Origin of the sequence: Pseudooceanicola spongiae (genome assembly GCF_014899185.1) — a bacterium.
GTDB lineage: Bacteria > Pseudomonadota > Alphaproteobacteria > Rhodobacterales > Rhodobacteraceae > Pseudooceanicola > Pseudooceanicola spongiae.
The window spans coordinates 3,217,220-3,238,101 of sequence record NZ_CP045201.1 but is presented as its reverse complement, the minus strand read 5'-3'; the positions used below and the strand labels follow the sequence as shown (position 1 = coordinate 3,238,101).

At 59.1% G+C, this 20,882-nt stretch carries 19 protein-coding genes; 7 read left to right on the top strand and 12 right to left on the bottom strand.

Going from position 1 to position 20,882, the window contains the following annotated elements; translation table 11 throughout:
* Positions 1-16: 16 nt before the first annotated feature.
* A complete protein-coding gene (locus F3W81_RS15240; protein ID WP_226941704.1) occupies positions 17-1,321 on the bottom strand; it encodes a PP2C family protein-serine/threonine phosphatase in 1,305 nt (434 codons plus the stop codon).
* A gap of 171 nt (positions 1,322-1,492) precedes the next feature.
* Here F3W81_RS15240 and F3W81_RS15235 point away from each other — a divergent pair, with 171 nt between their 5' ends.
* Positions 1,493-1,816 carry an Hpt domain-containing protein gene (locus F3W81_RS15235; RefSeq protein WP_193079974.1) on the top strand — a complete coding sequence of 108 codons (324 nt, stop codon included), beginning with the start codon at positions 1,493-1,495 and terminating at the stop codon, positions 1,814-1,816.
* On the opposite strand, the gene ilvA is transcribed toward F3W81_RS15235, so the two are convergent.
* A complete protein-coding gene (gene ilvA / locus F3W81_RS15230) occupies positions 1,813-3,039 on the bottom strand; it encodes a threonine ammonia-lyase IlvA (protein WP_193079973.1) in 1,227 nt (408 codons plus the stop codon). The two genes, F3W81_RS15235 and ilvA, sit on opposite strands and share 4 nt — an antisense overlap.
* Positions 3,040-3,143: 104 nt before the next feature.
* Between ilvA and F3W81_RS15225 the strand changes: the two genes are divergently transcribed.
* A complete protein-coding gene (locus tag F3W81_RS15225) occupies positions 3,144-4,367 on the top strand; it encodes an argininosuccinate synthase (RefSeq protein WP_193079972.1) in 1,224 nt (407 codons plus the stop codon).
* An 80-nt stretch (positions 4,368-4,447) separates the two neighbouring features.
* Positions 4,448-4,735, top strand: a complete 288-nt coding sequence (locus F3W81_RS15220; protein ID WP_193079971.1) for an SCP2 sterol-binding domain-containing protein — start codon at positions 4,448-4,450, stop codon at positions 4,733-4,735.
* Positions 4,736-4,772: 37 nt separating this feature from the next.
* On the opposite strand, the gene F3W81_RS15215 is transcribed toward F3W81_RS15220, so the two are convergent.
* From F3W81_RS15215 to F3W81_RS15200, 4 genes are all read right to left on the bottom strand, one after another.
* Positions 4,773-5,492, bottom strand: a complete 720-nt coding sequence (locus F3W81_RS15215; RefSeq protein ID WP_193079970.1) for a sulfotransferase-like domain-containing protein — start codon at positions 5,490-5,492, stop codon at positions 4,773-4,775.
* Positions 5,493-5,634: 142 nt separating this feature from the next.
* On the bottom strand, positions 5,635-5,997 hold the full coding sequence (locus F3W81_RS15210) for a DUF7282 domain-containing protein (protein ID WP_193083923.1): 363 nt from the start codon (positions 5,995-5,997) through the stop codon (positions 5,635-5,637).
* A 171-nt stretch (positions 5,998-6,168) separates the two neighbouring features.
* The gene (locus F3W81_RS15205; RefSeq protein ID WP_193079969.1) at positions 6,169-7,026 is read right to left on the bottom strand and encodes a ribokinase; all 858 of its coding nucleotides are present in this window, start codon (positions 7,024-7,026) and stop codon (positions 6,169-6,171) included.
* Positions 7,027-9,282, bottom strand: a complete 2,256-nt coding sequence (locus F3W81_RS15200) for an NADP-dependent malic enzyme (protein WP_193079968.1) — start codon at positions 9,280-9,282, stop codon at positions 7,027-7,029. It abuts the gene before it with no gap.
* A gap of 126 nt (positions 9,283-9,408) precedes the next feature.
* Here F3W81_RS15200 and mutS point away from each other — a divergent pair, with 126 nt between their 5' ends.
* The gene (gene mutS, locus F3W81_RS15195) at positions 9,409-12,066 is read left to right on the top strand and encodes a DNA mismatch repair protein MutS (RefSeq protein WP_226941703.1); all 2,658 of its coding nucleotides are present in this window, start codon (positions 9,409-9,411) and stop codon (positions 12,064-12,066) included.
* 54 nt (positions 12,067-12,120) lie between these two features.
* Here the strand turns inward: mutS and F3W81_RS15190 are convergent, their stop codons facing one another.
* Both F3W81_RS15190 and hrcA read right to left on the bottom strand, forming a co-directional pair.
* Positions 12,121-12,678 (bottom strand): nucleotide exchange factor GrpE, encoded by a 558-nt coding sequence (locus F3W81_RS15190; protein WP_193079967.1) that lies wholly within the window; start codon positions 12,676-12,678, stop codon positions 12,121-12,123.
* 23 nt (positions 12,679-12,701) lie between these two features.
* Entirely contained in the window at positions 12,702-13,757 is a 1,056-nt protein-coding gene (gene hrcA / locus F3W81_RS15185; protein ID WP_193079966.1) for a heat-inducible transcriptional repressor HrcA, read from the bottom strand.
* 112 nt (positions 13,758-13,869) lie between these two features.
* Between hrcA and rph the strand changes: the two genes are divergently transcribed.
* From rph to hemW, 3 genes are read left to right on the top strand one after another with little or no spacing between them, the layout of a single operon-like run.
* The gene (gene rph / locus F3W81_RS15180) at positions 13,870-14,586 is read left to right on the top strand and encodes a ribonuclease PH (protein WP_193083920.1); all 717 of its coding nucleotides are present in this window, start codon (positions 13,870-13,872) and stop codon (positions 14,584-14,586) included.
* The gene (rdgB, locus tag F3W81_RS15175) at positions 14,579-15,187 is read left to right on the top strand and encodes an RdgB/HAM1 family non-canonical purine NTP pyrophosphatase (protein ID WP_193079965.1); all 609 of its coding nucleotides are present in this window, start codon (positions 14,579-14,581) and stop codon (positions 15,185-15,187) included. The genes rph and rdgB overlap by 8 nt, the downstream gene beginning before the upstream one ends.
* Positions 15,180-16,337, top strand: coding sequence for a radical SAM family heme chaperone HemW (gene hemW / locus F3W81_RS15170; RefSeq protein ID WP_193079964.1), 1,158 nt, complete (start codon positions 15,180-15,182; stop codon positions 16,335-16,337). Before rdgB ends, hemW begins: the two co-directional genes overlap by 8 nt.
* Positions 16,338-16,680: 343 nt before the next feature.
* Here the strand turns inward: hemW and F3W81_RS15165 are convergent, their stop codons facing one another.
* Genes F3W81_RS15165 through mnmG form a run of 4 tightly spaced genes read right to left on the bottom strand, consistent with a single transcriptional unit; the run spans position 16,681 to position 20,881 of the window.
* Positions 16,681-17,586 (bottom strand): ParB/RepB/Spo0J family partition protein, encoded by a 906-nt coding sequence (locus F3W81_RS15165; protein ID WP_193079962.1) that lies wholly within the window; start codon positions 17,584-17,586, stop codon positions 16,681-16,683.
* A gap of 16 nt (positions 17,587-17,602) precedes the next feature.
* Positions 17,603-18,412 carry a ParA family protein gene (locus tag F3W81_RS15160; RefSeq protein WP_193079961.1) on the bottom strand — a complete coding sequence of 270 codons (810 nt, stop codon included), beginning with the start codon at positions 18,410-18,412 and terminating at the stop codon, positions 17,603-17,605.
* Entirely contained in the window at positions 18,402-19,016 is a 615-nt protein-coding gene (gene rsmG, locus F3W81_RS15155) for a 16S rRNA (guanine(527)-N(7))-methyltransferase RsmG (protein WP_193079960.1), read from the bottom strand. The genes F3W81_RS15160 and rsmG overlap by 11 nt, the downstream gene beginning before the upstream one ends.
* Positions 19,013-20,881 carry a tRNA uridine-5-carboxymethylaminomethyl(34) synthesis enzyme MnmG gene (mnmG, locus tag F3W81_RS15150; protein ID WP_226941702.1) on the bottom strand — a complete coding sequence of 623 codons (1,869 nt, stop codon included), beginning with the start codon at positions 20,879-20,881 and terminating at the stop codon, positions 19,013-19,015. Before mnmG ends, rsmG begins: the two co-directional genes overlap by 4 nt.
* Position 20,882: the final 1 nt, after the last annotated feature.

Here is a 20,882-nt window from a genome sequence, read left to right as displayed (position 1 = left end):
GGCCAGACACGCAGCCTCATCCGCCCCCCGGATATTCCACAAGCACCGCCGAGATATCGTCGGGAAACTCCGCATCGCCTGCGTAAAGTCCCAGCTTCCAAAGGATTGCCTCCAGCAGGGCCGCGCCCCTCACTTCTCTGAGATCATTCAGAAATTCGAACAGGCCATTTTCGCCCAGCAATGTTCCCCCGGGGTCCGGGCATTCCGTGATTCCGTCTGACTGGATCAGCAGTCGATCGCCCGGAAACAGCGTCAGCGTCACGTCCTCAAAGGCTACGTCGGGCAGCAACCCGACCGGCACTCCGCCCCGCCCGACCTCTTCGATCCGGCCATCGGCGCGCTGCACCACCGGATGCGGATGCCCCGCCTGCACCAGTTTGACCTCGCCACTGTCCAGCGACACATGCGCCAGAACCATGGTAAAATAATGTTCTGTCGTGACTTCGCTCAGCACCAGATCATTCAGATGCCGCGCCACTTCGGCAAGCGGACGGGCGGCGAAACTGCCATCCCCAACCGCCCTCAGCGCGACGTTCTGTTCAGGCACCGCGGAAGACAGATAGCCAGCCAGCCGCGCCGTCATCAGCGCCGAGGTGATGCCGTGCCCCGAGACATCGATCGCGAAACAGCCAAAGCTGGTGGCGTTGATCGGATAATACCCCACCAGATCGCCACCCACGCGCCCGGCCGAGCGCAACAGCAGTGACACTTGCGCAGATCCGAAATCGCGATGGCGTTCGCGCACCAGCGATTGTTGCAGCTTTTTCGCCTCGATCAGGTCGCTGTCGATGGAGTCATGCGCCGCCTGCAGCTTGTCCACCGTCTGGCGAATGATGCGATTCTTTTCCGTCAGCTGGCGCTGCATGTCCAAAATCCGCTCGCCCGCGTTCAGCCGGGCCCGCAGTTCGGCCTTGTTGACGGGCTTCGTCAGAAAGTCGTCCGCCCCGGCATCGAGCCCCTCTGCCGCGTCCATCCTGTCGGCTTTCGAGGTCAGAAGGATGAAATATCCGTACTCCTCGCGCACCATCTCGCGGAAGGCCTTGCAAAAACGGATGCCGTCCATGCCGGGCATCATCCAGTCACTGATCACCAGATCCGGCTGCAGGATTTGGCCCATCTCCAGCGCCTCCTCTCCTCCGGTCGCCTCGTGGACCTCAAAACCCCAGCCGCCCAGCAGGACGGCCAGAACGCGCCTCTGCAAACGGCTGTCATCGACCACCAGCACGCGGCGCGGTGGCAGCGCCGTCGCCTGGCTGTCCACCAGATCCGCGGGCCCCGAGACCTGCTGATCTGGTAGCGTCCTTGCCGAATGTGATTGCACCTGATCTGCCCGCCCTGGCTGCCCTGCCCCCGGGTCGACCCGGGCCCGCTTCGCCTCAACTTAGGGCCGCAGGCTTAAGGCCCTCTTAAATGTCTATTTTTCCCTAATGTTTCAGGTTCAATTAACATTTCAGCTCTACGGTGCCTTTGGGATCAAAGGACGGGGCACGACATGATTTCCTGGGGCCAGATACTGGAATTGCGCAACGACGTCGGGCAGGACGGCTTTGACGAGGTCATCTCGATCTTCCTTGAGGAGGTGGAAACCACGCTGAACCACCTGCCCCAGTCCAGCCAGCTGGAAGAGGATCTGCATGCTCTCAGGGGCAGCGCCATGACACTGGGGTTCAGGGCCTGCGCCGCGCTTTGCGCACAGGGCGAAAAGCTGGCGGGCGAAGGCTGTGCGGATCGCGTCGATCTCAACGCGATCCAGACCACTTATCTCGAAAGCAAAGCACTTTTTCTGGCAGAGCTGCCCGCCAGACTGGCCGCCTAGATCAGGAACTCGGCCAGCACCGGATCTGTCGTGATGTCACGATAGGCAAAGCCATCCGCCTCCATCCGCGCATAAAGCGCATCCAGATTGGCGGCATCCTTTGTCTCGATCCCGATCAGCACAGACCCGAAGTTGCGGGCTGATTTCTTGAGGTACTCGAACCGGCTGATGTCGTCGTCCGGCCCCAGCATGTCGAGGAAATCGCGCAAAGCCCCGGGGCGCTGCGGCAGCCGCAGGATGAAGTACTTCTTCACCCCCGCGAACCTCTGTGCGCGCTCCTTCACTTCCGGCAGGCGTTCAAAATCGAAGTTGCCGCCCGAGGTGACGCAGATCACCCGCTTGCCGCGGATCTCGTCGCGCAGATCCTCCAGCGCGTTGACCGACAGGGCGCCCGCAGGCTCCAGTACGATGCCCTCGACGTTCAGCATCTCCAGCATGGTGATGCAGATGCGATCCTCGGGGGCGGCCAGAACATCCTCGGCCCGGATGCCCTTGAGGCGCGCAAACGGCTTCGCCCCGATCCGCGCAACAGCCGCGCCATCGACAAAACTGTCGACCTTCTTCAGCGTCACCGGCTCACCCGCCTCGACCGCGGCGCGCAGCGACATGCCGCCCGACGGCTCGACAAAGCGCAGGGCAACCCGGTCGCCAAAATAGCTGCGCATGCCAGACGACAAACCGCCGCCACCCACCGGCAGCACGATCATGTCGGCGAGCTCCGGCATCTCGTCTTCGATCTCGGCACCGACACTGGCCTGCCCCTCGATCACGTCGTCATCATCAAACGGCGCCAGAAAATGGCCGCCGATCTCGGCGCAATGGCGCTGTGCCTCGGCCAGCGTGTCGTCGAAATAATCGCCCACCAGCTTGATCGAGACATACGCCCCACCGAAAATCCGCGTCTTGTCGATCTTTTGCTGCGGCGTTGTCACCGGCATGAAGATCACGCCGGGAACCTCAAAATGGCGGCACATGAAGGCCATGCCCTGCGCGTGGTTGCCCGCGCTTGCGCAGACAAAGGCGCTGGCCCCATGAACCTTGCGCATCGCATTGAAGGCGCCGCGCAATTTGTAGCTGCGCACCGGGCTGAGATCTTCGCGCTTGAGCCAGATATCGGCGTCATATTTCACTGACAGATGGTCATTGCGCATCAGAGGCGTCGCGGGGAACACCTCTCGCATCGCGTGCATGGCTGCACGGGCTTTATCCTGAAACTCACTCATGGGCGATGTCTTACGCTCTTAGGCCTTATACGCAAGGGGCCTGACCTTGTGCCCAGCCGGAAAACCCGCTATCGCGCGGGGAAAACCCAAAGAGGGAAGTAGACATGTCCGCGCCCAAGAAAGTCGTGCTGGCCTATTCCGGCGGCCTCGATACATCGATCATCCTGAAGTGGCTTCAGACCGAATACGGTTGCGAAGTGGTCACCTTCACCGCTGACCTCGGTCAGGGCGAAGAACTCGACCCCGCCCGCAAGAAGGCTGAACTGCTGGGGATCAAACCCGAAAACATCTATATCGAAGACGTCCGCGAAGAATTCGTGCGCGATTTCGTCTTCCCGATGTTCCGCGCCAATGCCCTTTACGAAGGTCTGTATCTGCTGGGCACCTCGATCGCGCGCCCGCTGATCTCCAAACGTCTGGTCGAGATTGCCGCCATGACCGGCGCCGATGCCGTGGCCCATGGCGCCACCGGCAAGGGCAACGATCAGGTCCGTTTTGAGCTGTCCGCCTACGCTCTGAACCCCGACATCAAGGTCATCGCTCCCTGGCGCGAATGGGACCTGACCAGCCGCACCCGTCTGCTGGAGTTCGCTGAGGCGAACCAGATCCCGATCGCCAAGGACAAACGCGGCGAAGCACCCTTCTCGGTTGATGCGAACCTTCTGCACACATCCTCTGAGGGTAAAGTGCTGGAAGATCCCGCCGTCGCTGCGCCCGATTACGTCTACCAGCGCACCGTTGCCCCCGAGATGGCCCCGAACGAACCCGAGTTCGTCGAGATCAGCTTTGAAAAAGGCGACGCCTGCGCGATCAACGGCGAGGCGATGTCCCCCGCCACGATCCTGACCAAGCTGAACGAGCTGGGCGGCAAGCACGGCATCGGTCGTCTCGATTTCGTCGAAAACCGCTTCGTCGGCATGAAATCCCGCGGCATCTACGAAACCCCCGGCGGCACCGTCCTGCTTGAGGCGCACCGTGGCATCGAACAGATCACGCTGGATTCCGGCGCAGGCCATCTGAAAGACTCGATCATGCCCCGCTACGCCGAGCTGATCTACAACGGCTTCTGGTTCAGCCCCGAACGCGAAATGCTGCAGGCCCTGATCGACAAGAGCCAGGAGCATGTCACCGGCACCGTCCGCCTGAAACTCTACAAGGGTCTCGCCACGACCGTTGGCCGCTGGTCCGATCACTCGCTCTACTCCGAAGCACACGTCACCTTCGAAGAAGACGCCGGTGCCTACGATCAGAAAGACGCCGCCGGTTTCATCCAGCTGAACGCCCTGCGGCTCAAGCTGCTGGCCGCCCGGAACCGTCGCCTGAAGTGATGTAACGTCACACTTGCTGCACATATCACGCCGCTCCAATACCCATTGGAGCGGCGTTTTTCATGGGAGGAGAGCACGGCATGACCCTGCAAGAGATCGCGGACAAGTTTCAGCGCGGACTGGATCGCAAGCCGATCGACGACAGCCTGAAGTTCGATTGTGGCGACGATGGCGCGATCACCATCAGTGACGGCACCGCCCGTCTGGCGGATGACCCCGCCGACTGCACCATCCATATCTCGCACAAGAACTTGGAAAAGCTGATCGCGGGCAAGCTGAACCCGGTGACCGCCTTCGCCATGGGCAAGATCAAGGTCTCAGGTGATATGTCCGTTGCCATGAAGCTGGGCAAGATGCTGGGATCTTAACCACATCTTGTGTATAATTCGAAAACCTGGCGCAAGATTAAGCCTTCAGACGGCGGCCGGCCAGCTTCTCATAAGTCGGCAGCGCCGCCTCGGCCATCTCGGCCAGCGCGCCCTCCAGCACCGGCACCGGCCCCTCAGGCCCCGCGAACCCGGTTGAGCGGTGCACCGCGCCGTACCAGACATCCGCCCAGACGCCATCGAAGGGCTTTGCCCCCGCAGGCCAGGTCAGCATCGCCGGGTCCCACTCCAGCCCGACCTCCTCGCAGAGCGCCCGCAGCATCCCCTCAGGATCAGCACGGATATCGACACTGTCGACGACAACCGGCGTGTGCCCCTCTGACACCAGCTGGTCATAGAGCTCTCCCTGCTGCACGATCCCGATATCGGCCAGCGTGGTCTGGTCGTACTTGGCGGCAAAGCTGGGCAGCACGCGGGCCGGGTGGCGGATCAGAAAGACATGCCGCATCCCCGTGAACCAGTCGCGCGGCACTTCGGGCAGCATGTGCTGGGCCATGTGCTTGTGATAGACGTGCATCTTGGCATCGGGCACCGGGCCGGTCAGCTCAGCAATCACCTCGGCCACGTCCTGGCTCTGCGCCGCAAGGATCTCGTCGCGCATCGGATGTCTCAGGCCGGTCAGCGCCAGATAGGCCGCATAAAACGGCTCGTCCACCGCCGCGAAATCCGCGCGATTGCCAAAGGCATACATCATCGCAGTCGAGATATTGCGCGGCCCGGACCAGACTGCCAGCTTCATGACGCCTCCTGTTTCACGTGTGACATAGCATCAATCCGCGAAAGTCGAGGCTAGGCGCGCGTGTGCCAAATGCCAAGCGACACGAAAAAGGGGCCGGGGCATTGTGGCCCCGACCCCTGCGTCACTCTGTAAAAAGCGGCGCTTATTTCGCCGTGATGGTCGCCATCACCAGCTTGCCATCGGGCTTGATCGGGCCGTCTTCCTTGGCGCCCAGCGTGTATTCGAACACGCCGGTCTTCATGCCACCGTCTTCGGCGTGGACCATCAGCATCAGCATGTCGCCCGACATCACCGGTTCCTGCAGGATCACGGCGACATCATCGGTTTCACCCTCGCGCAGCGGCGCATAGCCGACCACGGGGCCAGGCTTCATCTCGGCGTCGGTGCGGTGCACGACCATCCATCCGTTCGACGGCGCCATCACCTTGGAGGCGCTGACGATCCCGTTCGAGACGTCCTGGTCCATCGCCTCGACCATCGGCGACATCATGTGATCAGCCGCCATCGCGGGGGCGGCAAAAGCGGTCAGAGTGGCGGCAATCAGAATGCGGTTCATGTCAGAACTCCCTGGTTTTTACGTGTTCAGCCGGGGCGATGATTGCCCCGATCCCCAGCAGACACGTCACAGGGCGCGCAACGGTTTCCCGTCAGGCGCGAAAATCGCATCACAGATACGTTACAGCTCGTCCCGCATCGGGATCACGTCCGCCGTGCCAAGGCGCGTGACCATCAACGCCCCGGCCTTCTGCGCCAGCGCCAGCGCCTCTTCCATCGCCAAGCCCTGATCCAACCCGGCCAGCAGATATCCGGTGAAGGTATCGCCCGCCCCCGTGGTATCGACAGGCACCACCTTGGGCGCTGCAAAATCGCGCACCGCACCGCTGGCGGTATGGATCCAGCGGCAACCGTCACCGCCGAGGGTAATCACCACATCCGCCACCGGCAGATCCTGTGGCGCACGGCCAAGCGCGGACTCCAGCTGCTCCGCCTCGACCGCGTTCATCACGAGGATATCCAGATGCTCGAGCACCGCTGCAACCGCCTCCGCCTCGAAGGGCGCGGCGGCATAAGCCAACCGCAGTCCCGCAGCCTTGGCGGCGCGCGCAAAAGCCACCTGCGCGTTCGTCTCGTTCTGGAACACCGCGATATCGCCCGCCGTCGCCCCCGCCAGAGCCGCCTCGATCATCGCCTCCGTCACAGCGTGGTTGGAGCCTGCAAGGATGATGATCTCGTTCTCGGCAGCGTCATCCAGCAGGATGATCGCCTGCCCGGTCGGCCCTGCAACCTCGGCCAGATGCGCCACGCCGACGCCATACTCGGCCAGCCGCGCCTTCATCCACAGCCCGTCATCGCCCACGGCACCGATATGTTCCACGTGTGACGCCGCGCGATGGCAGGCCACGGACATATTCGCACCCTTGCCGCCGAGGCCCCGCTGATGGCCATGCGCCGACAGGGTCTCGCCGGGTTTGGGCATATGCTTCACCCGGTAGACGAGGTCAGCATTGACCGAGCCGAGGTTCCAGATCGCCATTTACTTGACCTTGCAGGCGGCCAGAACGGCCATGTTGAGGATATCGCTCACCGTCGCGCCCGTTGAGCATAGCTGGATCGGCTTATCGACGCCCGACAGGATCGGCCCGATGACCGTAGCGCCCGCCATCTCCTGCATCAGCTTGACGCTGATACTGGCCGAATGGCGCGCCGGCACGACGAGGATATTGGCATTGCCGGTCAGCCGCGAGAACGGGTAATTCTCGCGCGAGCGGGCGTTCAGCGCCACATCGACCGTCATCTCGCCCTCGTACTCGAAATCGACGCCGCGCTTTTCCAGCACGGTCGGGGCAAGGTGCATCTTCTCGGCCCGCTCGGAATCCGGATAGCCGAAGGTCGAGAACGACACGAAGGCGACCCGAGGCTCAAGACCCAGATCGCGCGCCACTTCCGCGCTGCGCTCGGCGATATCCGCGAGGTCGTGCTCGTTCGGCCATTCGTGCACCAGCGTATCGGCGATCAGCACGATGCGTCCCTTGTGCAGGATCGCCGTGGTGCCGACCGCGCCATGTTCGGCGTCGGCGTCAAAGACGTGGTTGATCAGCTCCATCACATGCGCCGATTTGCGCGTCGCACCGGTGATCAGCGCGTCGCCATGGCCATGCGCCAGCATCAGCGCGGCAAAGACATGCCGGTCGCGCGCGGCGAGGCGGTGAATGTCCTGCTGGTCCATGCCGCGGCGTTGCAGGCGGTCATAAAGGAACTCTTTGTAACGCGTCAGATGCTCGGTCTTGGCGGCGTTGACGATCGTCAGCTCCTCGAAGGCATCGCCGAGGCCCGCCGCCGCCAGTTTCTCCATCACGTCCGTCTCACGGCCAACAACAATCGCCTCGCCGAGGCCGGAGCGTTGGTACATCACCGCCGCCCGCAGCACGCGCGGGTCGTCGCCTTCGGCAAAGATCATCCGCGCCTGAGCGTTGCGAGCACGGGCATGGATGCCGCGCAGGATGTTCGCCGTCGGGTCCATGCGCGATTTCAGCGTCTGCTCATAGGCGTCCATGTCGACGATGGGACGACGTGCGGCGCCCGTCTCCATCCCGGCCTGCGCGACAGCGGGCGGGATCACGTAGATCAGACGCGGATCGAACGGCGTCGGGATGATGTAGTCGCGCCCGAAGGTCAGCGCCTTGCCATAGGCGACGGCGACCTCGTCCGGCACATCCTCACGCGCCAGTTTCGCCAGCGCCTGAGCGCAGGCGATCTTCATCTCGTCGTTGATGGCGCGGGCGTGGATGTCCAGCGCGCCCCGGAACAGGTAGGGAAAACCGAGGACGTTGTTCACCTGATTGGGATAGTCCGACCGGCCCGTGGCGACGATCACGTCCTCGCGCACCTCGTGCACCTCTTCGGGCGTGATCTCCGGGTCGGGGTTCGCCATGGCGAAGATGACTGCATTCGGCGCCATGCTCTTGACCATCGCCTGTGTCACCGCGCCCTTGACCGACACGCCGAGGAAGACATCCGCGCCCTCCAGCGCCTCGGCCAGCGTGCGCAGACCGGTACGCGCGGCATGGGCCGACTTCCACTGGTTCATGCCCTCGGTGCGGCCCTGATAGATCACGCCCTTGGTGTCGCACATGATGCAGTTGTCATGGGTCGCGCCCATCGACTTCAGCAGCTCAAGACAGGCGATCCCCGCCGCCCCGGCACCGTTCAGCACGATGCGGCAATCCTCGATCTTCTTGCCGCTGATGTGCAGCGCGTTGATCAGGCCGGCGGCACAGATCACGGCGGTGCCGTGCTGGTCGTCGTGAAAGACGGGAATGTCCATCTCTTCCTTGAGGCGCTGTTCGATGATGAAACACTCGGGCGCTTTGATGTCCTCAAGGTTGATGCCGCCGAAGGTCGGGCCCATCAGCTTGACCGCCTCGATGATCTTCTCGGGATCTTCAGTGTCCAGCTCGATGTCGATCGAGTTCACATCGGCGAAGCGCTTGAACAGCACCGACTTGCCCTCCATCACCGGTTTGGAGGCCAGCGCGCCGAGGTTGCCCAGACCCAGCACCGCGGTGCCGTTGCTGATCACCGCCACAAGGTTGCCCTTGTTGGTGTAGTCATAGGCCGTCTCGGGGTTGGCGTGGATTTCCTCGCAGGGCACGGCCACGCCGGGGCTGTAGGCCAGGCTCAGATCCCGTTGCGTGTTCATCGGCACGGTCGCCGTGATCTCGAACTTGCCGGGGGTGGGTTCCAGGTGAAAGGCAAGCGCGTCTTCACGGCTGATCTTGGCTTTTGTCATCGCAACGGTCCTCCAAAGGTCGTTGCGTCATACACAAGGCCCACGATCTTCTCAACAGTCACGCGCTTTCGCCTTTCGCAGCCCCTCCATGATTTGTACCCTAGCGCAAAGCACTTTGGGGGCCTCATGAACACCGTTGCCGCAGTCACACCGATGATGGCGCAATTCCTTGAAATAAAGGAACAATATCCGCACGCCCTACTGTTTTACCGGATGGGCGATTTCTACGAAATGTTCTTCGACGATGCGATCGCTGCCTCGGCCGCGCTCGACATCGCTCTGACCAAGCGCGGCAAGCACCTGGGCGAGGATATCCCGATGTGCGGTGTCCCGGTTCATGCGGCGGAAAACTATCTGCTGACGCTGATCCGCAAAGGCTTTCGCGTCGCCGTCTGCGAACAGATGGAGGACCCCGCCGAGGCCAAGAAGCGCGGCGGCAAGTCCGTCGTGCACCGCGATGTCGTGCGCCTCGTCACCCCCGGCACCCTGACCGAGGACTCGCTGCTCGAGGCGCGCCGTCACAACTTCCTCGCCGCCTATGCCAACGTCCGGGACGAAGCCGCGCTGGCCTGGGTCGACATCTCGACCGGCTCGTTTCACGTGATGCCTCTGGCCACCGTCAAGCTCGGCCCCGAACTCGCCCGCCTCGCCCCCTCCGAACTGCTGGTCAGCGACGCGGACGAGGCTGAGCTGCGCCCGCTGGTCGAGGATTTCGACATCGCCCTGACGCCGCTCTCGCGTGGCTCCTACGACAGCACCAATGCGACCAAGCGCCTGACCGATCTGTTCCGCGTCGGCACCCTCGACAGCTTCGGGCAGTTCACCCGGGCCGAGGTTTCGGCCATGGGCGCGCTGGTCGACTACCTCGACATCACCCAAAAGGGCAAACTGCCGCTGCTGCGCCCGCCCCTGCGCGAAGCCGCCGACAGTTCCGTCCAGATTGACGCCGCCACCCGGCGCAACCTTGAGATCACCCATGCCCTTGGCGGCGGTCGCGCGGGCTCCCTCCTCGCCGCCATCGACCGCACCGTCACGGCCGTCGGTGCCCGCCTGCTGGAGCGTCGCATCTCCTCGCCCTCGCGCCACCTCGCCACCATCACCGACCGCCTCGACGCGGTCGACTTCGCCGCCGACCAGACCCGCCTGTCCGAGGATCTGCGCGCCGCCCTGCGCAAGGTGCCCGACCTCGACCGCGCCCTGTCGCGGCTGGCGCTGGAGCGCGGCGGCCCGCGTGATCTGGCCGCCATCCGCAACGCGCTGGAACAGGCCGAGACGATCTCGCACTTCCTCTCGGGGACCGAGCTGCCAGAGCTGCTGAGCGCCTGTGCCAGTGACCTCACAGGGCACGAGGACCTCCTTGCCCTGCTCGACAGCGCCCTGATCGCCGAACCGCCCCTGCTGGCGCGCGACGGCGGCTTTATCGCCAAGGGCTACGACGCCGAACTCGACGAGATCCGCACCCTGCGGGATGAGGGGCGCGGCGTCATCGCCCAGATGCAGCAGCAATACGCCGAACAGACCGGCATCACGGGGCTGAAGATCAAGCACAACAACGTGCTCGGCTACTTCATCGAAGTCACCTCGACCCACGCCGAAAAGATGCTGAAGCCGCCGCACTCCGACGCCTTCAAGCACCGCCAGACCACCGCCAATCAGGTGCGCTTTACCACGCCTGATCTGTCGGACCTGGAAACCCGCATCCTCAACGCCGCCGGTCAGGTACAGGGGATCGAGCTGCGGCTCTTCGCCTCCCTGCGCGAGGCAATCCTGAACGACGCCCCCGCCCTCACCCAGCTGTCGCGTGCGCTGGCCGAGTTCGACCTGACCACCGCCCTCGCCGATCTTTCCCGGGCCGAGGACTGGACCCGCCCGCTGGTCGACACCTCCCGCGCGCTGGAAATCATCGGTGGCCGGCACCCGGTTGTTGAGCAGGCGCTGCGCCGGCAGGGTCACCCCTTCATCGCCAACGATTGCGTGCTGTCTGCGGATGCCGAGGCGGCGGCGATCTGGCTGCTGACCGGTCCGAACATGGCCGGTAAGTCGACCTTCCTGCGCCAGAACACCCTGATCGCCCTGCTGGCGCAGATGGGCAGCCACGTCCCCGCCACCCGTGCCCATATCGGTCTGGTCAGCCAGATCTTCAGCCGCGTCGGCGCCTCGGATGACCTCGCACGCGGCCGTTCGACCTTCATGGTCGAGATGGTCGAGACGGCAGCCATCCTCAATCAGGCCGACGACCGCGCGCTGGTGATCCTGGACGAGATTGGCCGTGGCACCGCCACCTATGACGGCCTCTCGATCGCCTGGGCCACGCTGGAGCATCTGCACGGCGTCAACCGTTCCCGCGCCCTCTTCGCCACGCACTACCACGAGATGACCGACCTCGCGAAGCGTCTCCCCGGGGTCGAGAACGCCACCGTCGCCGTGCGCGAATACGACAACGACGTGATCTTCCTGCACGAGGTCCGCATGGGTGCCGCCGATCGCAGTTATGGTGTGCAGGTGGCGAAACTGGCCGGGTTGCCCGACAGCGTCGTCGCGCGCGCCCGCGACGTGCTCGCCTCGCTGGAGGATACTGCGCGCTCGTCCAAGAATCCCAAGGCGATGATCGACGATCTGCCGCTGTTCGCCGCCTCGCCGCCTGCGCCAAAAGTGTCCGACCAGTTACCGACGCAATACCGACGGCTTACCGACATGCTAAATGGCATCCATCCAGACGAACTTTCGCCCCGCGATGCGCTGGATCTGCTCTACAAACTGAAAGAGGCGTCCCGCGAAAACTAACGCGGAACGCCTCTCAAAAGTCGTGTCTCAGTGGCCCCCAAAAGGGGCCGCCCCTCAACCGGGGTTGGAGCTGACGCCCACCTGAGCGGGGCGCAGCAGACGGTCATAAAGCATGAAGCCCTCTGCCGAGACCTGAATGATCTCGCCGGCTTTCGTGCCCGGAACCGGAGCCTCGAACATCGCTTCGTGGTGGTTCGGGTCGAATTTATCACCGATTTTCGGCGTGATCGGTTCGATCCCGTGCTTGCGGAAGGTATTGACCAGCTCACGCATGGTCAGCTCGATCCCCTCCAGAAGTGCCGCATTTTCCTCGGTTTTTTCGCCTGCCGCGTCCAGAGCGCGGGTCAGGTTGTCATAAACCGGAAGGATGTCACGCGACAGTTTCGCCCCACCATAGTTCTCGGCCTCGCGCCGCTGCTTGTCCGCCCGCTTGCGCGAGTTTTCCGCATCGGCCAGAGCCCGCATGAACTTGTCCTTGAACGCATCGCGTTCAGCCCGAAGTGCTTCGATCTCGGCTTCCTCGCTCTCGATTGCTTCCATGTCGTCCTCGTAAGCGTCGTCTTCAACGGCTTCCGGGTCGTCCAGAAAATCCTCGTCTCTCGGCTCTGCCATAACTCACCTCTATCGTCGGGCTACTAGCGGCGGTCGGAAATCATCCGCCCCACCAGCTGCGCCGTGTAATCCACGATCGGAACGATGCGCCCATAGTTGAGCCGCGTGGGCCCGATGACCCCTACCGCACCGATAATCTTTCGATCAGCGTTCATATAAGGAGAGACCACCAAAGAGGAACCCGAAAGTGAGAAAAGTTTGTTCTCAGAACCGATAAAAATCCTCACACCCTCACCGCCCTCGGTCAGGTTGAGGAATTCGGCGATATCCCGCTTGCGCTCAAGGTCGTCAAACAGCACACGGATCCTGTCGAGATCGGACTCTTCACTGTCCAGCAGGTTGGAGCGCCCCCGTACGATCAGTCGCTCATAGGTCTCGCCTTCGCCATCCCAGACCGCCAATCCACTTTCGACAAGCGCCCGAGACAATCCATCAATCTGTTGTTTTTTCGCGTCGATTTCCCGTGAAACAACCGTTTTGAGATCGCTGAGCGTGCGCCCCGCCATAAGGGAGTTCAGAAAATTGGCGGCCTCCCTCATCGAGCTTGGCGTCTGCCCAGGCGGAGGGTTGAAGATGCGGTTCTCGACATGCCCGTCTGCAAAAACCAGAACGACCAGCGCGCGATCATGGCCCAGACCAACGAATTCGATGTGCTTGATCGGTGCTTCATGCTTGGGCGCAAGCACCAGAGAGGCGCCGCGCGTCGCGAAACTCAGCGCGGAGCCTATGCGATCAAGAATAGCACCGACATCGCCGCCGTTGCCGATCGTCGCGTCGATCTTTTCGCGGTCATCACTGGCCAGATCTCCGACCTCCAGCAGACCGTCGACAAACATCCGCAAGCCTTGCTGCGTCGGCACCCGCCCTGCACTCACGTGCGGCGAATCCAGCAGGCCCATATATTCGAGGTCCTGCATCACGTTGCGCACCGTGGCCGCGCTGACCTTTTCGTTCATCAGCCGTGTAAGGGTACGCGAGCCTACGGGCTCACCTGTCTCCAGATATCCCTCAACGACCCGTCTAAACACCTCACGTGTCCGGTCGTTCAACTCGTTAAGGATCGACTTGTTGGTATTCATATCCTCAACCTTCCCCGAGACGCCATTAGAGTGCACAGTGCCGAAAGGTCAACGGGGCTTGCCTTTGCACCACCCGCTTGCATATCAGGGGCCGCAGATAAAGGGGTATCCGATGCGACCATCTGGAAGAGATCTAAGCGAAATGCGCGCAGTTTCAATCGAAACCGGCGTCACGAAACATGCAGAGGGCTCCTGCATGATCGAGATCGGTGACACCCACGTGCTGTGCACCGCGACCATTGAGCCGCGCGTGCCGCCCTTCATCAAGGGCTCTGGTCTGGGATGGGTCACTGCTGAATATGGGATGCTGCCGCGCTCGACAACGTCGCGCATGCGTCGTGAGGCTGCAATGGGCAAACAGGGCGGAAGAACCGTTGAGATTCAAAGGCTTATAGGTCGCTCTTTGCGCGCTGGTGTCGATCGTGTCGCCTTGGGCGAACGCCAGATCACAATCGACTGTGACGTCATTCAGGCCGATGGTGGCACGCGGTGCGCGTCGATCACCGGCGGTTGGGTCGCCTTGCGTCTGGCAGTCAACAAGCTCATGAAGACAGGCGATGTCGTCTCTGACCCGCTGGTAGATCCGGTCGCGGCGATTTCCTGTGGTATTTACGCTGGCCAACCCATTCTGGACCTCGACTACCCTGAAGACAGCGAAGCTGGCGTTGATGGTAATTTCATCATGACGGGCACGAAGAAACTCATCGAAGTGCAGATGTCGGCGGAAGGCTCCACCTATTCCCGCGCACAGATGAACGAACTTCTCGATCTGGCCGAGAAGGGCATTGATGAGCTGGTTGCGATTCAGAAAGAGGCCACAAATGCGTAAATTTGACGGCAAAGAATTGGTCATTGCGACGCATAACAAAGGCAAGCTTGCCGAAATTGGGGATCTGTTGGCACCCTACGGGATCACTGTAAGCTCCGCTGCAGACCATGGGCTGGAAGAGCCTGAGGAAACCGAGGATAATTTCATCGGGAACGCGCGGATCAAGGCGCATTTTGCAGCCAAGCAAACCGGCCTACCCGCGTTGTCCGATGATAGTGGGATCTCGGTCGATGCATTGGATGGTGCGCCCGGTGTCTATACGGCGGATTGGGCAGAAACTCCCAACGGCCGGGACTTTCCGATGGCGATGGAAAAGGTCTGGACGCTTCTGGAAGAAAAGAACGCGCCCCTCCCCCGTACGGCTGCGTTCAACTGCACACTCTGTCTTGCCTGGCCAGACGGTCACGACGAAATTTTTGTCGGCAAGGTTAATGGCCAGCTGACATGGCCTATGCGCGGCGAACAGGGACACGGCTACGACCCCATGTTCCAAGCTGAAGGCTACGATGAAACCTTCGCCGAGATGGATCCGGACATCAAGAATGCGATGTCCCACAGGGCAGATGCTTTCGCCAAGCTTGTGACTAGTTGTTTTGAGTGAGGATTGGCAAAACGCCGGTTTCGGCATCTACGTTCACTGGCCGTTTTGCCAATCAAAATGCCCATATTGTGACTTCAACAGCCACGTAGCACAACATGTAGATCAGAAGCGTTGGATTAAATCCTACGTCACTGAACTGGAACGCTACTCTGTGCTGACGCCCGGCCGGGTTGTACAATCCGTATTTTTTGGCGGTGGTACCCCCAGCCTGATGGAGCCGGAGACCGTCGATGCCGTCATATCCACCATCCGGCGGTTGTGGCCGCAGGGCAACGACGTCGAAATCACCCTTGAAGCTAACCCTGGATCCGTCGAGGCAGATCGCTTCAAGGGATATGCGAGCGCTGGCGTCAATCGCATCTCGATGGGCTTCCAGGCGCTGAATGATCGCGATCTCGCAAAACTCGGGCGCCTGCATACCGTTGAAGAAGCCATGCGGGCATTTGACATTGCGCGTGCTCACTTTGACCGCGTGAGTTTTGACCTCATTTATGCGCGTCAGGATCAAACACTTTCTGAATGGGAAAGTGAGCTTGGACAAGCACTTAGCTTGGCAGTAGACCACCTGTCACTATACCAGCTGACCGTCGAGGATGGCACAGCCTTTGGGGACAGATACAAACGTGGAAAGCTTCGCGGTCTGCCAGATCCCGATCTTGCTGCAGATATGTATGAGTTGACACAAGCCCTATGCGCAGAACATGGCTTTGAGTGCTACGAGGTGTCAAATCATGCACGTGAAGGTGCTCGTAGCCGGCACAACTCGCTCTACTGGCGCTATGGCGACTACCTAGGGATCGGTCCAGGGGCCCATGGACGGGTTACGCTCAATGGAAACAGGCACGCAACTGAGGCGTTTCGTGCACCGGGAGAATGGCTAAAGCACGCCGAGGCTGGGAACGGTGACAAATTACGCGAGGAACTCAGCGGACCAGAGCAGGCCCAGGAGTACCTTCTGATGGGTCTTCGCCTGAGAGAAGGCATAGATCTTGGGCGTTTTGAGAACCTCAATGGCTCGCCCGTACCAGAATCTAAAATCTCTGAACTGACGGATCTGAACTTGGTCAAGCGAGACCATTCACAGCTATCTGTGACCGACAAAGGCCGAATGCTGTTGAATGCTGTGCTGGATGTTCTGCTGGCGGACTAAGAATGCCCTAAATTTGGATTTTCATCAGTCTGATTAGCCTCGAATTGGGCCCAGTCGGAGCGGTATAGCTACATTTACCGACTGTACCCTTCGCATTTCCGCTCGCATTCTGCTTTAGCCACGGCTCAAAATGCCTCCGTAACTGGCTATTTAACACCCATATTTAGGTTCAAGGATTGAAAACTGAACTACATGTGGTGGAATGTCGTAAAAAGTTAGAAATTACCTTCTCTTTCGATTGCCTGTGCCTTCGTCTTGCAAGTTATACTCTGATTGCGCCCAGTTCTAATTTCGCTCCAGAGCGCATCTCTGGCGTACGTCCTGATTTTTATCTGGACTCGCCCTAACGGGCTTCACTTAGGATCTGGCAAAGTGCATCCAATTGCTCAAGAGACTCATATCGAATGGACAATTTTCCTGACTCCTGCCCGGACATGTGATCGATTTCGATTTTCATACCAAGAGCAGCCGACAAATCACCCTCCAACGCCTTCGTATCGGCATCCTTTTCTCCGAGAGCTTTACTCGCAGCTGGGCCTACACGCACGTTCCTGGGCGCTGCATCAGGTTTCTTAGCCAGTTGCTCAGTCGCACGCACGGACAATCCATTGTCGACGACGCGACGCGCCAACATTACGGGATCATCGGATGTGATCAGTGCACGGGCATGGCCAGCAGAGAGTTGGCCTTCCTGAAGCATCTCACGGACTTCATCTGGAAGCTGCAAAAGACGCATCAGGTTAGCGATATGGCTCCGGCTTTTCCCGAGAGCCTGAGCCAGCTTTTCCTGAGTATGGCCGAACTTCTCCATTAACTGCTTAAATCCAGCAGCTTCCTCGATCGGATTTAGGTCCGCGCGTTGAATATTTTCAATGATGGCGACTTCAAGAACCTCTATGTCATTGAAGTCACGTACTAAAACAGGGAGCTCATGCAACTTTGCCATTTGCGCCGCACGCCAACGACGTTCGCCAGCGACGATTTCGTACTGGCCGACACTTCCTGGCTTGGGACGTACGATTAGAGGCTGAATTACACCCTTTTCACGGATCGACGACGCAAGTTCTTCAAGTTGCGAAGACGTAAAGGTGCGGCGCGGTTGGTCAGGATTGGGGACAACGTTCTCGATAGGAACAAGCATGTCAGGACGCCGTGACGAGCCTACTGCTGCAACATCGTCCTCATGCGTTACGTCCGCCATAAGTGCAGAGAGGCCACGGCCAAGTCCACGCGTTCTTTTCTTTTCCATGGCAGTTTCCTCAACTTTAGGCTGCGACTTTTTCGTGTTTTTTAAGCAATTCGCCAGCCAAAGCTCGATATGCCATCGCACCTTTTGAAGTCGGGTCGAATTCTAGAACCGGCATGGAAAACGAAGGAGCTTCGCTGACACGAACGTTCCTGGGAATAATAGTTTTGAACACGAGATCTCCAAGATTACTTCTCGCGTCTTCTTCAACTTGCTGGCTCAGATTGTTTCGTGAATCGTACATCGTGAGAACTATTCCCTCAATCCGCAGATTGGGGTTTGCGCTCTGACGGACTTCACGAATGGTCAACATAAGCTGCGAAAGTCCCTCAAGCGCGAAGAACTCACTCTGCAGTGGAACGAGAATAGAATGCGCCGCCACCATAGCGTTCACTGTGAGCAAGTTCAGAGACGGCGGGCAATCTATAAGGACATAGTCATATTCGTATGCATCCATCGCTGGCTGGCGAAGTGCATCGTACAGAAGGTGAGACCTTTTCTCGTTTGAGATCAGGTCGATATCGGCCGACGACAAGTCCACCGTCGCTGGTACAATGTCAAAATTTTTGATCGAGGAAGCCTGAATTACATCTCCGAGGCTCGCATCGTCGAGGAGTAGTTCATACGCGGTATTTTCGCGTTTTTCGGGTTCAATACCTAGGCCAGTGGAGGCGTTTCCTTGGGGATCCAAATCAATAAGAAGCACCTTGCGCCCTTGCTCTACAAGCGCAGCACCCAAATTAATTGCGGTAGTCGTTTTCCCGACCCCACCCTTCTGGTTTGCAATCGCTACAATCCTCGGACCCTTTGAATCAGGACTATTGGACACGTTCGATTCCTCCGACTTCTAGGATGACAGCCTCTGGATCGGTCTTACTCTGATGGGCCTCGTAACGAAAGCGCCAAAGGCGCTTTGCCTCCTCCAGTTCAAGATTCCACCGCGCGCCCTTTAAAAAGAGTGCTGTGCCGTTTGGATCCATATGCCTCACGGAGAATTCTAATAGGCCATCAAGGGACGTCAACGCACGCGCGCTGATAACGTCTGCGTTTTGGGGAGGAACTGACTCAATTCTTTCTGAAATGACGGTTACATCGACCCCAGTTTCGCGACCGACTGTTCTCAGAAATGCGCACTTTCTCTGATCTGACTCAATGAGAGTTACATGGCCTTCAGAACAGAACTCTGCAGCATAAATAGCGATTACAAGTCCTGGAAATCCACCACCACTCCCCATGTCCACCCAAGATGTGAAAGTCGAGCTGAGCGAAAATAGTTGTGCAGAATCAGTAAGATGGCGTTCCCAAACTTGTGGGATTGTTGTCTTGCTCACAAGGTTGATCTTGCTGTTCCACCGAACCAGAAGATCAACGTATGTTTCGAGCCTCTCAAATGTTTCACGTGAAACATCGTTGAAAATGTCATTTTTACTCACGCAGAGCGTTCCCGGTTTTGCCGATTGAGCTTGGATAATATCAACGCCAAAGCTGCCGGGGTCATCCCCTCAATCCTACCCGCCTGAGCGAGATTGGACGGCCGAACAGTCCGAAGTTTGAACTTCAGCTCGTTGGATAATCCCTCCAGCAGACCATAGTCGAAATTGCTAGGTATATTCCGATATTCATCGCGCTTCAGAATCTCCGCGTCATGACGTTGTCTTTCCACGTAAGTAGCATATAGCGCATCGTTTTTTAGCTGCGTCTTTGTCTCTTCGTTCAGAGATGAAAGCTTCGGTTCAATCATTTCCAAATCAGATACCGAAACTTCAGGGAACGACAAAACCTGATAGAGAGACCGTTGTTTGCCATCTTCGCTAATCTTGACAAAGTTTTGATTCAGAACCTTAGGCGAAACGACACAGCCCTCGAGTAGAGACTTTCCCTTTTCCAAATGTTCCATCTTATCGGAGAAGAGCTCAGCGCGCGATTTTTTAACAAGCCCAGCTTCAATTCCGATGTCAGTCAAACGTTGATCAGCGTTATCAGCCCTCAGCGACAATCGAAATTCAGCACGCGAAGTGAACATACGATAAGGCTCTGAGACCCCACGCGTAGTTAAATCGTCGATCATTACGCCGATGTAACTGTTGGAACGGCTAAAAAACACAGGATCCCCGCCAACCGCTTCTTTCGCAGCATTTACACCAGCTACAACCCCCTGAGCCGCGGCTTCCTCATATCCAGTTGTTCCGTTAATCTGACCTGCCAGAAACAAACCTGGCACGTCATTCAACGCCAGCCGGCTATCTAGTGCACGAGGGTCTACGTAGTCATATTCAATTGCATATCCAGGCTGAAGAATACGGACGTTTTCAAGACCCTTAATCGACCTGACATAATCCTCCTGAACATCCTGCGGCAGTGAGGTAGAAATGCCGTTCGGATATATCGTGTGATCCCCCAGCCCTTCTGGCTCAAGAAAAATCTGATGTGACTCTTTATCTGAAAATCTGACCACCTTATCTTCGATTGAGGGGCAATAACGAGGGCCCACACCCTCAATATGACCACCATACATCGCGGATCGGGACAGGTTGTCCCTGATAATATCGTGAGTTTTCATGTTAGTGTGTGTGATACCACATGAAACCTGTTTCAAATTCGGCTTATTAGAAAGAAAAGAAAACATCACGGGAGTTTCATCGCCCGGCTGGCTTTCCAAGACGTCCCAATTGATTGTTTTTCCATCCAGCCTTGGTGGAGTCCCTGTTTTCAAACGTCCCATTTGCAAACCGAAACTGTCCATTCGATCACCAAGGCGATTCGCCGCGTTGTCGCCCATCCGGCCACCAGAAAAACTCTTGTCGCCTATATGAATCAAACCGCGTAAAAATGTCCCAGTTGTCAGAACCACTGATCGCGCGGTTATTTCTGAGCCATCAGACAGCACGAGACCTGTCACGCGCCCAAGGTGCATAATAAAGTCAACGACCTCACCAACTAATATGCTCAAGCCCGGGAGTGTGGTCATCTGCTTCAACATTTCTGTTCTATAGACAAACCTGTCTGCTTGTGCTCTCGGTCCTTGAACTGCAGGACCTTTGCGCCTGTTTAGCAACCGAAATTGAATGCCAGCTTTATCAGCAACCGTTCCCATCAGCCCGTCGAGAGCATCTATCTCCCGAACTAGGTGACCTTTACCCAACCCTCCAATGGCTGGATTACAGGACATCACGCCGATTCCATCCATTTTCAGCGTGATAAGCGCAGTCTTCGCTCCAACGCGCGCAGAAGCATGGGCTGCATCGCAACCAGCATGACCGCCACCGACTACCACTACGTCAAAATCCAATTGTTTCACG

What these genes read in the sequence shown, in the direction of transcription:
- F3W81_RS15190 (WP_193079967.1), bottom strand. Translation starts at nt 12,678, where the DNA reads ATGGCAGAGCCGAGAGACGAGGATTTTCTGGACGACCCGGAAGCCGTT.
- F3W81_RS15235 (WP_193079974.1), top strand. Translation starts at nt 1,493, where the DNA reads ATGATTTCCTGGGGCCAGATACTGGAATTGCGCAACGACGTCGGGCAG.
- rdgB (WP_193079965.1), top strand. Translation starts at nt 14,579, where the DNA reads ATGCGTAAATTTGACGGCAAAGAATTGGTCATTGCGACGCATAACAAA.
- F3W81_RS15220 (WP_193079971.1), top strand. Translation starts at nt 4,448, where the DNA reads ATGACCCTGCAAGAGATCGCGGACAAGTTTCAGCGCGGACTGGATCGC.
- hrcA (WP_193079966.1), bottom strand. Translation starts at nt 13,757, where the DNA reads ATGAATACCAACAAGTCGATCCTTAACGAGTTGAACGACCGGACACGT.
- F3W81_RS15215 (WP_193079970.1), bottom strand. Translation starts at nt 5,492, where the DNA reads ATGAAGCTGGCAGTCTGGTCCGGGCCGCGCAATATCTCGACTGCGATG.
- ilvA (WP_193079973.1), bottom strand. Translation starts at nt 3,039, where the DNA reads ATGAGTGAGTTTCAGGATAAAGCCCGTGCAGCCATGCACGCGATGCGA.
- mutS (WP_226941703.1), top strand. Translation starts at nt 9,409, where the DNA reads ATGAACACCGTTGCCGCAGTCACACCGATGATGGCGCAATTCCTTGAA.
- F3W81_RS15225 (WP_193079972.1), top strand. Translation starts at nt 3,144, where the DNA reads ATGTCCGCGCCCAAGAAAGTCGTGCTGGCCTATTCCGGCGGCCTCGAT.
- rph (WP_193083920.1), top strand. Translation starts at nt 13,870, where the DNA reads ATGCGACCATCTGGAAGAGATCTAAGCGAAATGCGCGCAGTTTCAATC.
- F3W81_RS15200 (WP_193079968.1), bottom strand. Translation starts at nt 9,282, where the DNA reads ATGACAAAAGCCAAGATCAGCCGTGAAGACGCGCTTGCCTTTCACCTG.
- F3W81_RS15205 (WP_193079969.1), bottom strand. Translation starts at nt 7,026, where the DNA reads ATGGCGATCTGGAACCTCGGCTCGGTCAATGCTGACCTCGTCTACCGG.
- F3W81_RS15210 (WP_193083923.1), bottom strand. Translation starts at nt 5,997, where the DNA reads ATGGCGGCTGATCACATGATGTCGCCGATGGTCGAGGCGATGGACCAG.
- F3W81_RS15165 (WP_193079962.1), bottom strand. Translation starts at nt 17,586, where the DNA reads ATGGAAAAGAAAAGAACGCGTGGACTTGGCCGTGGCCTCTCTGCACTT.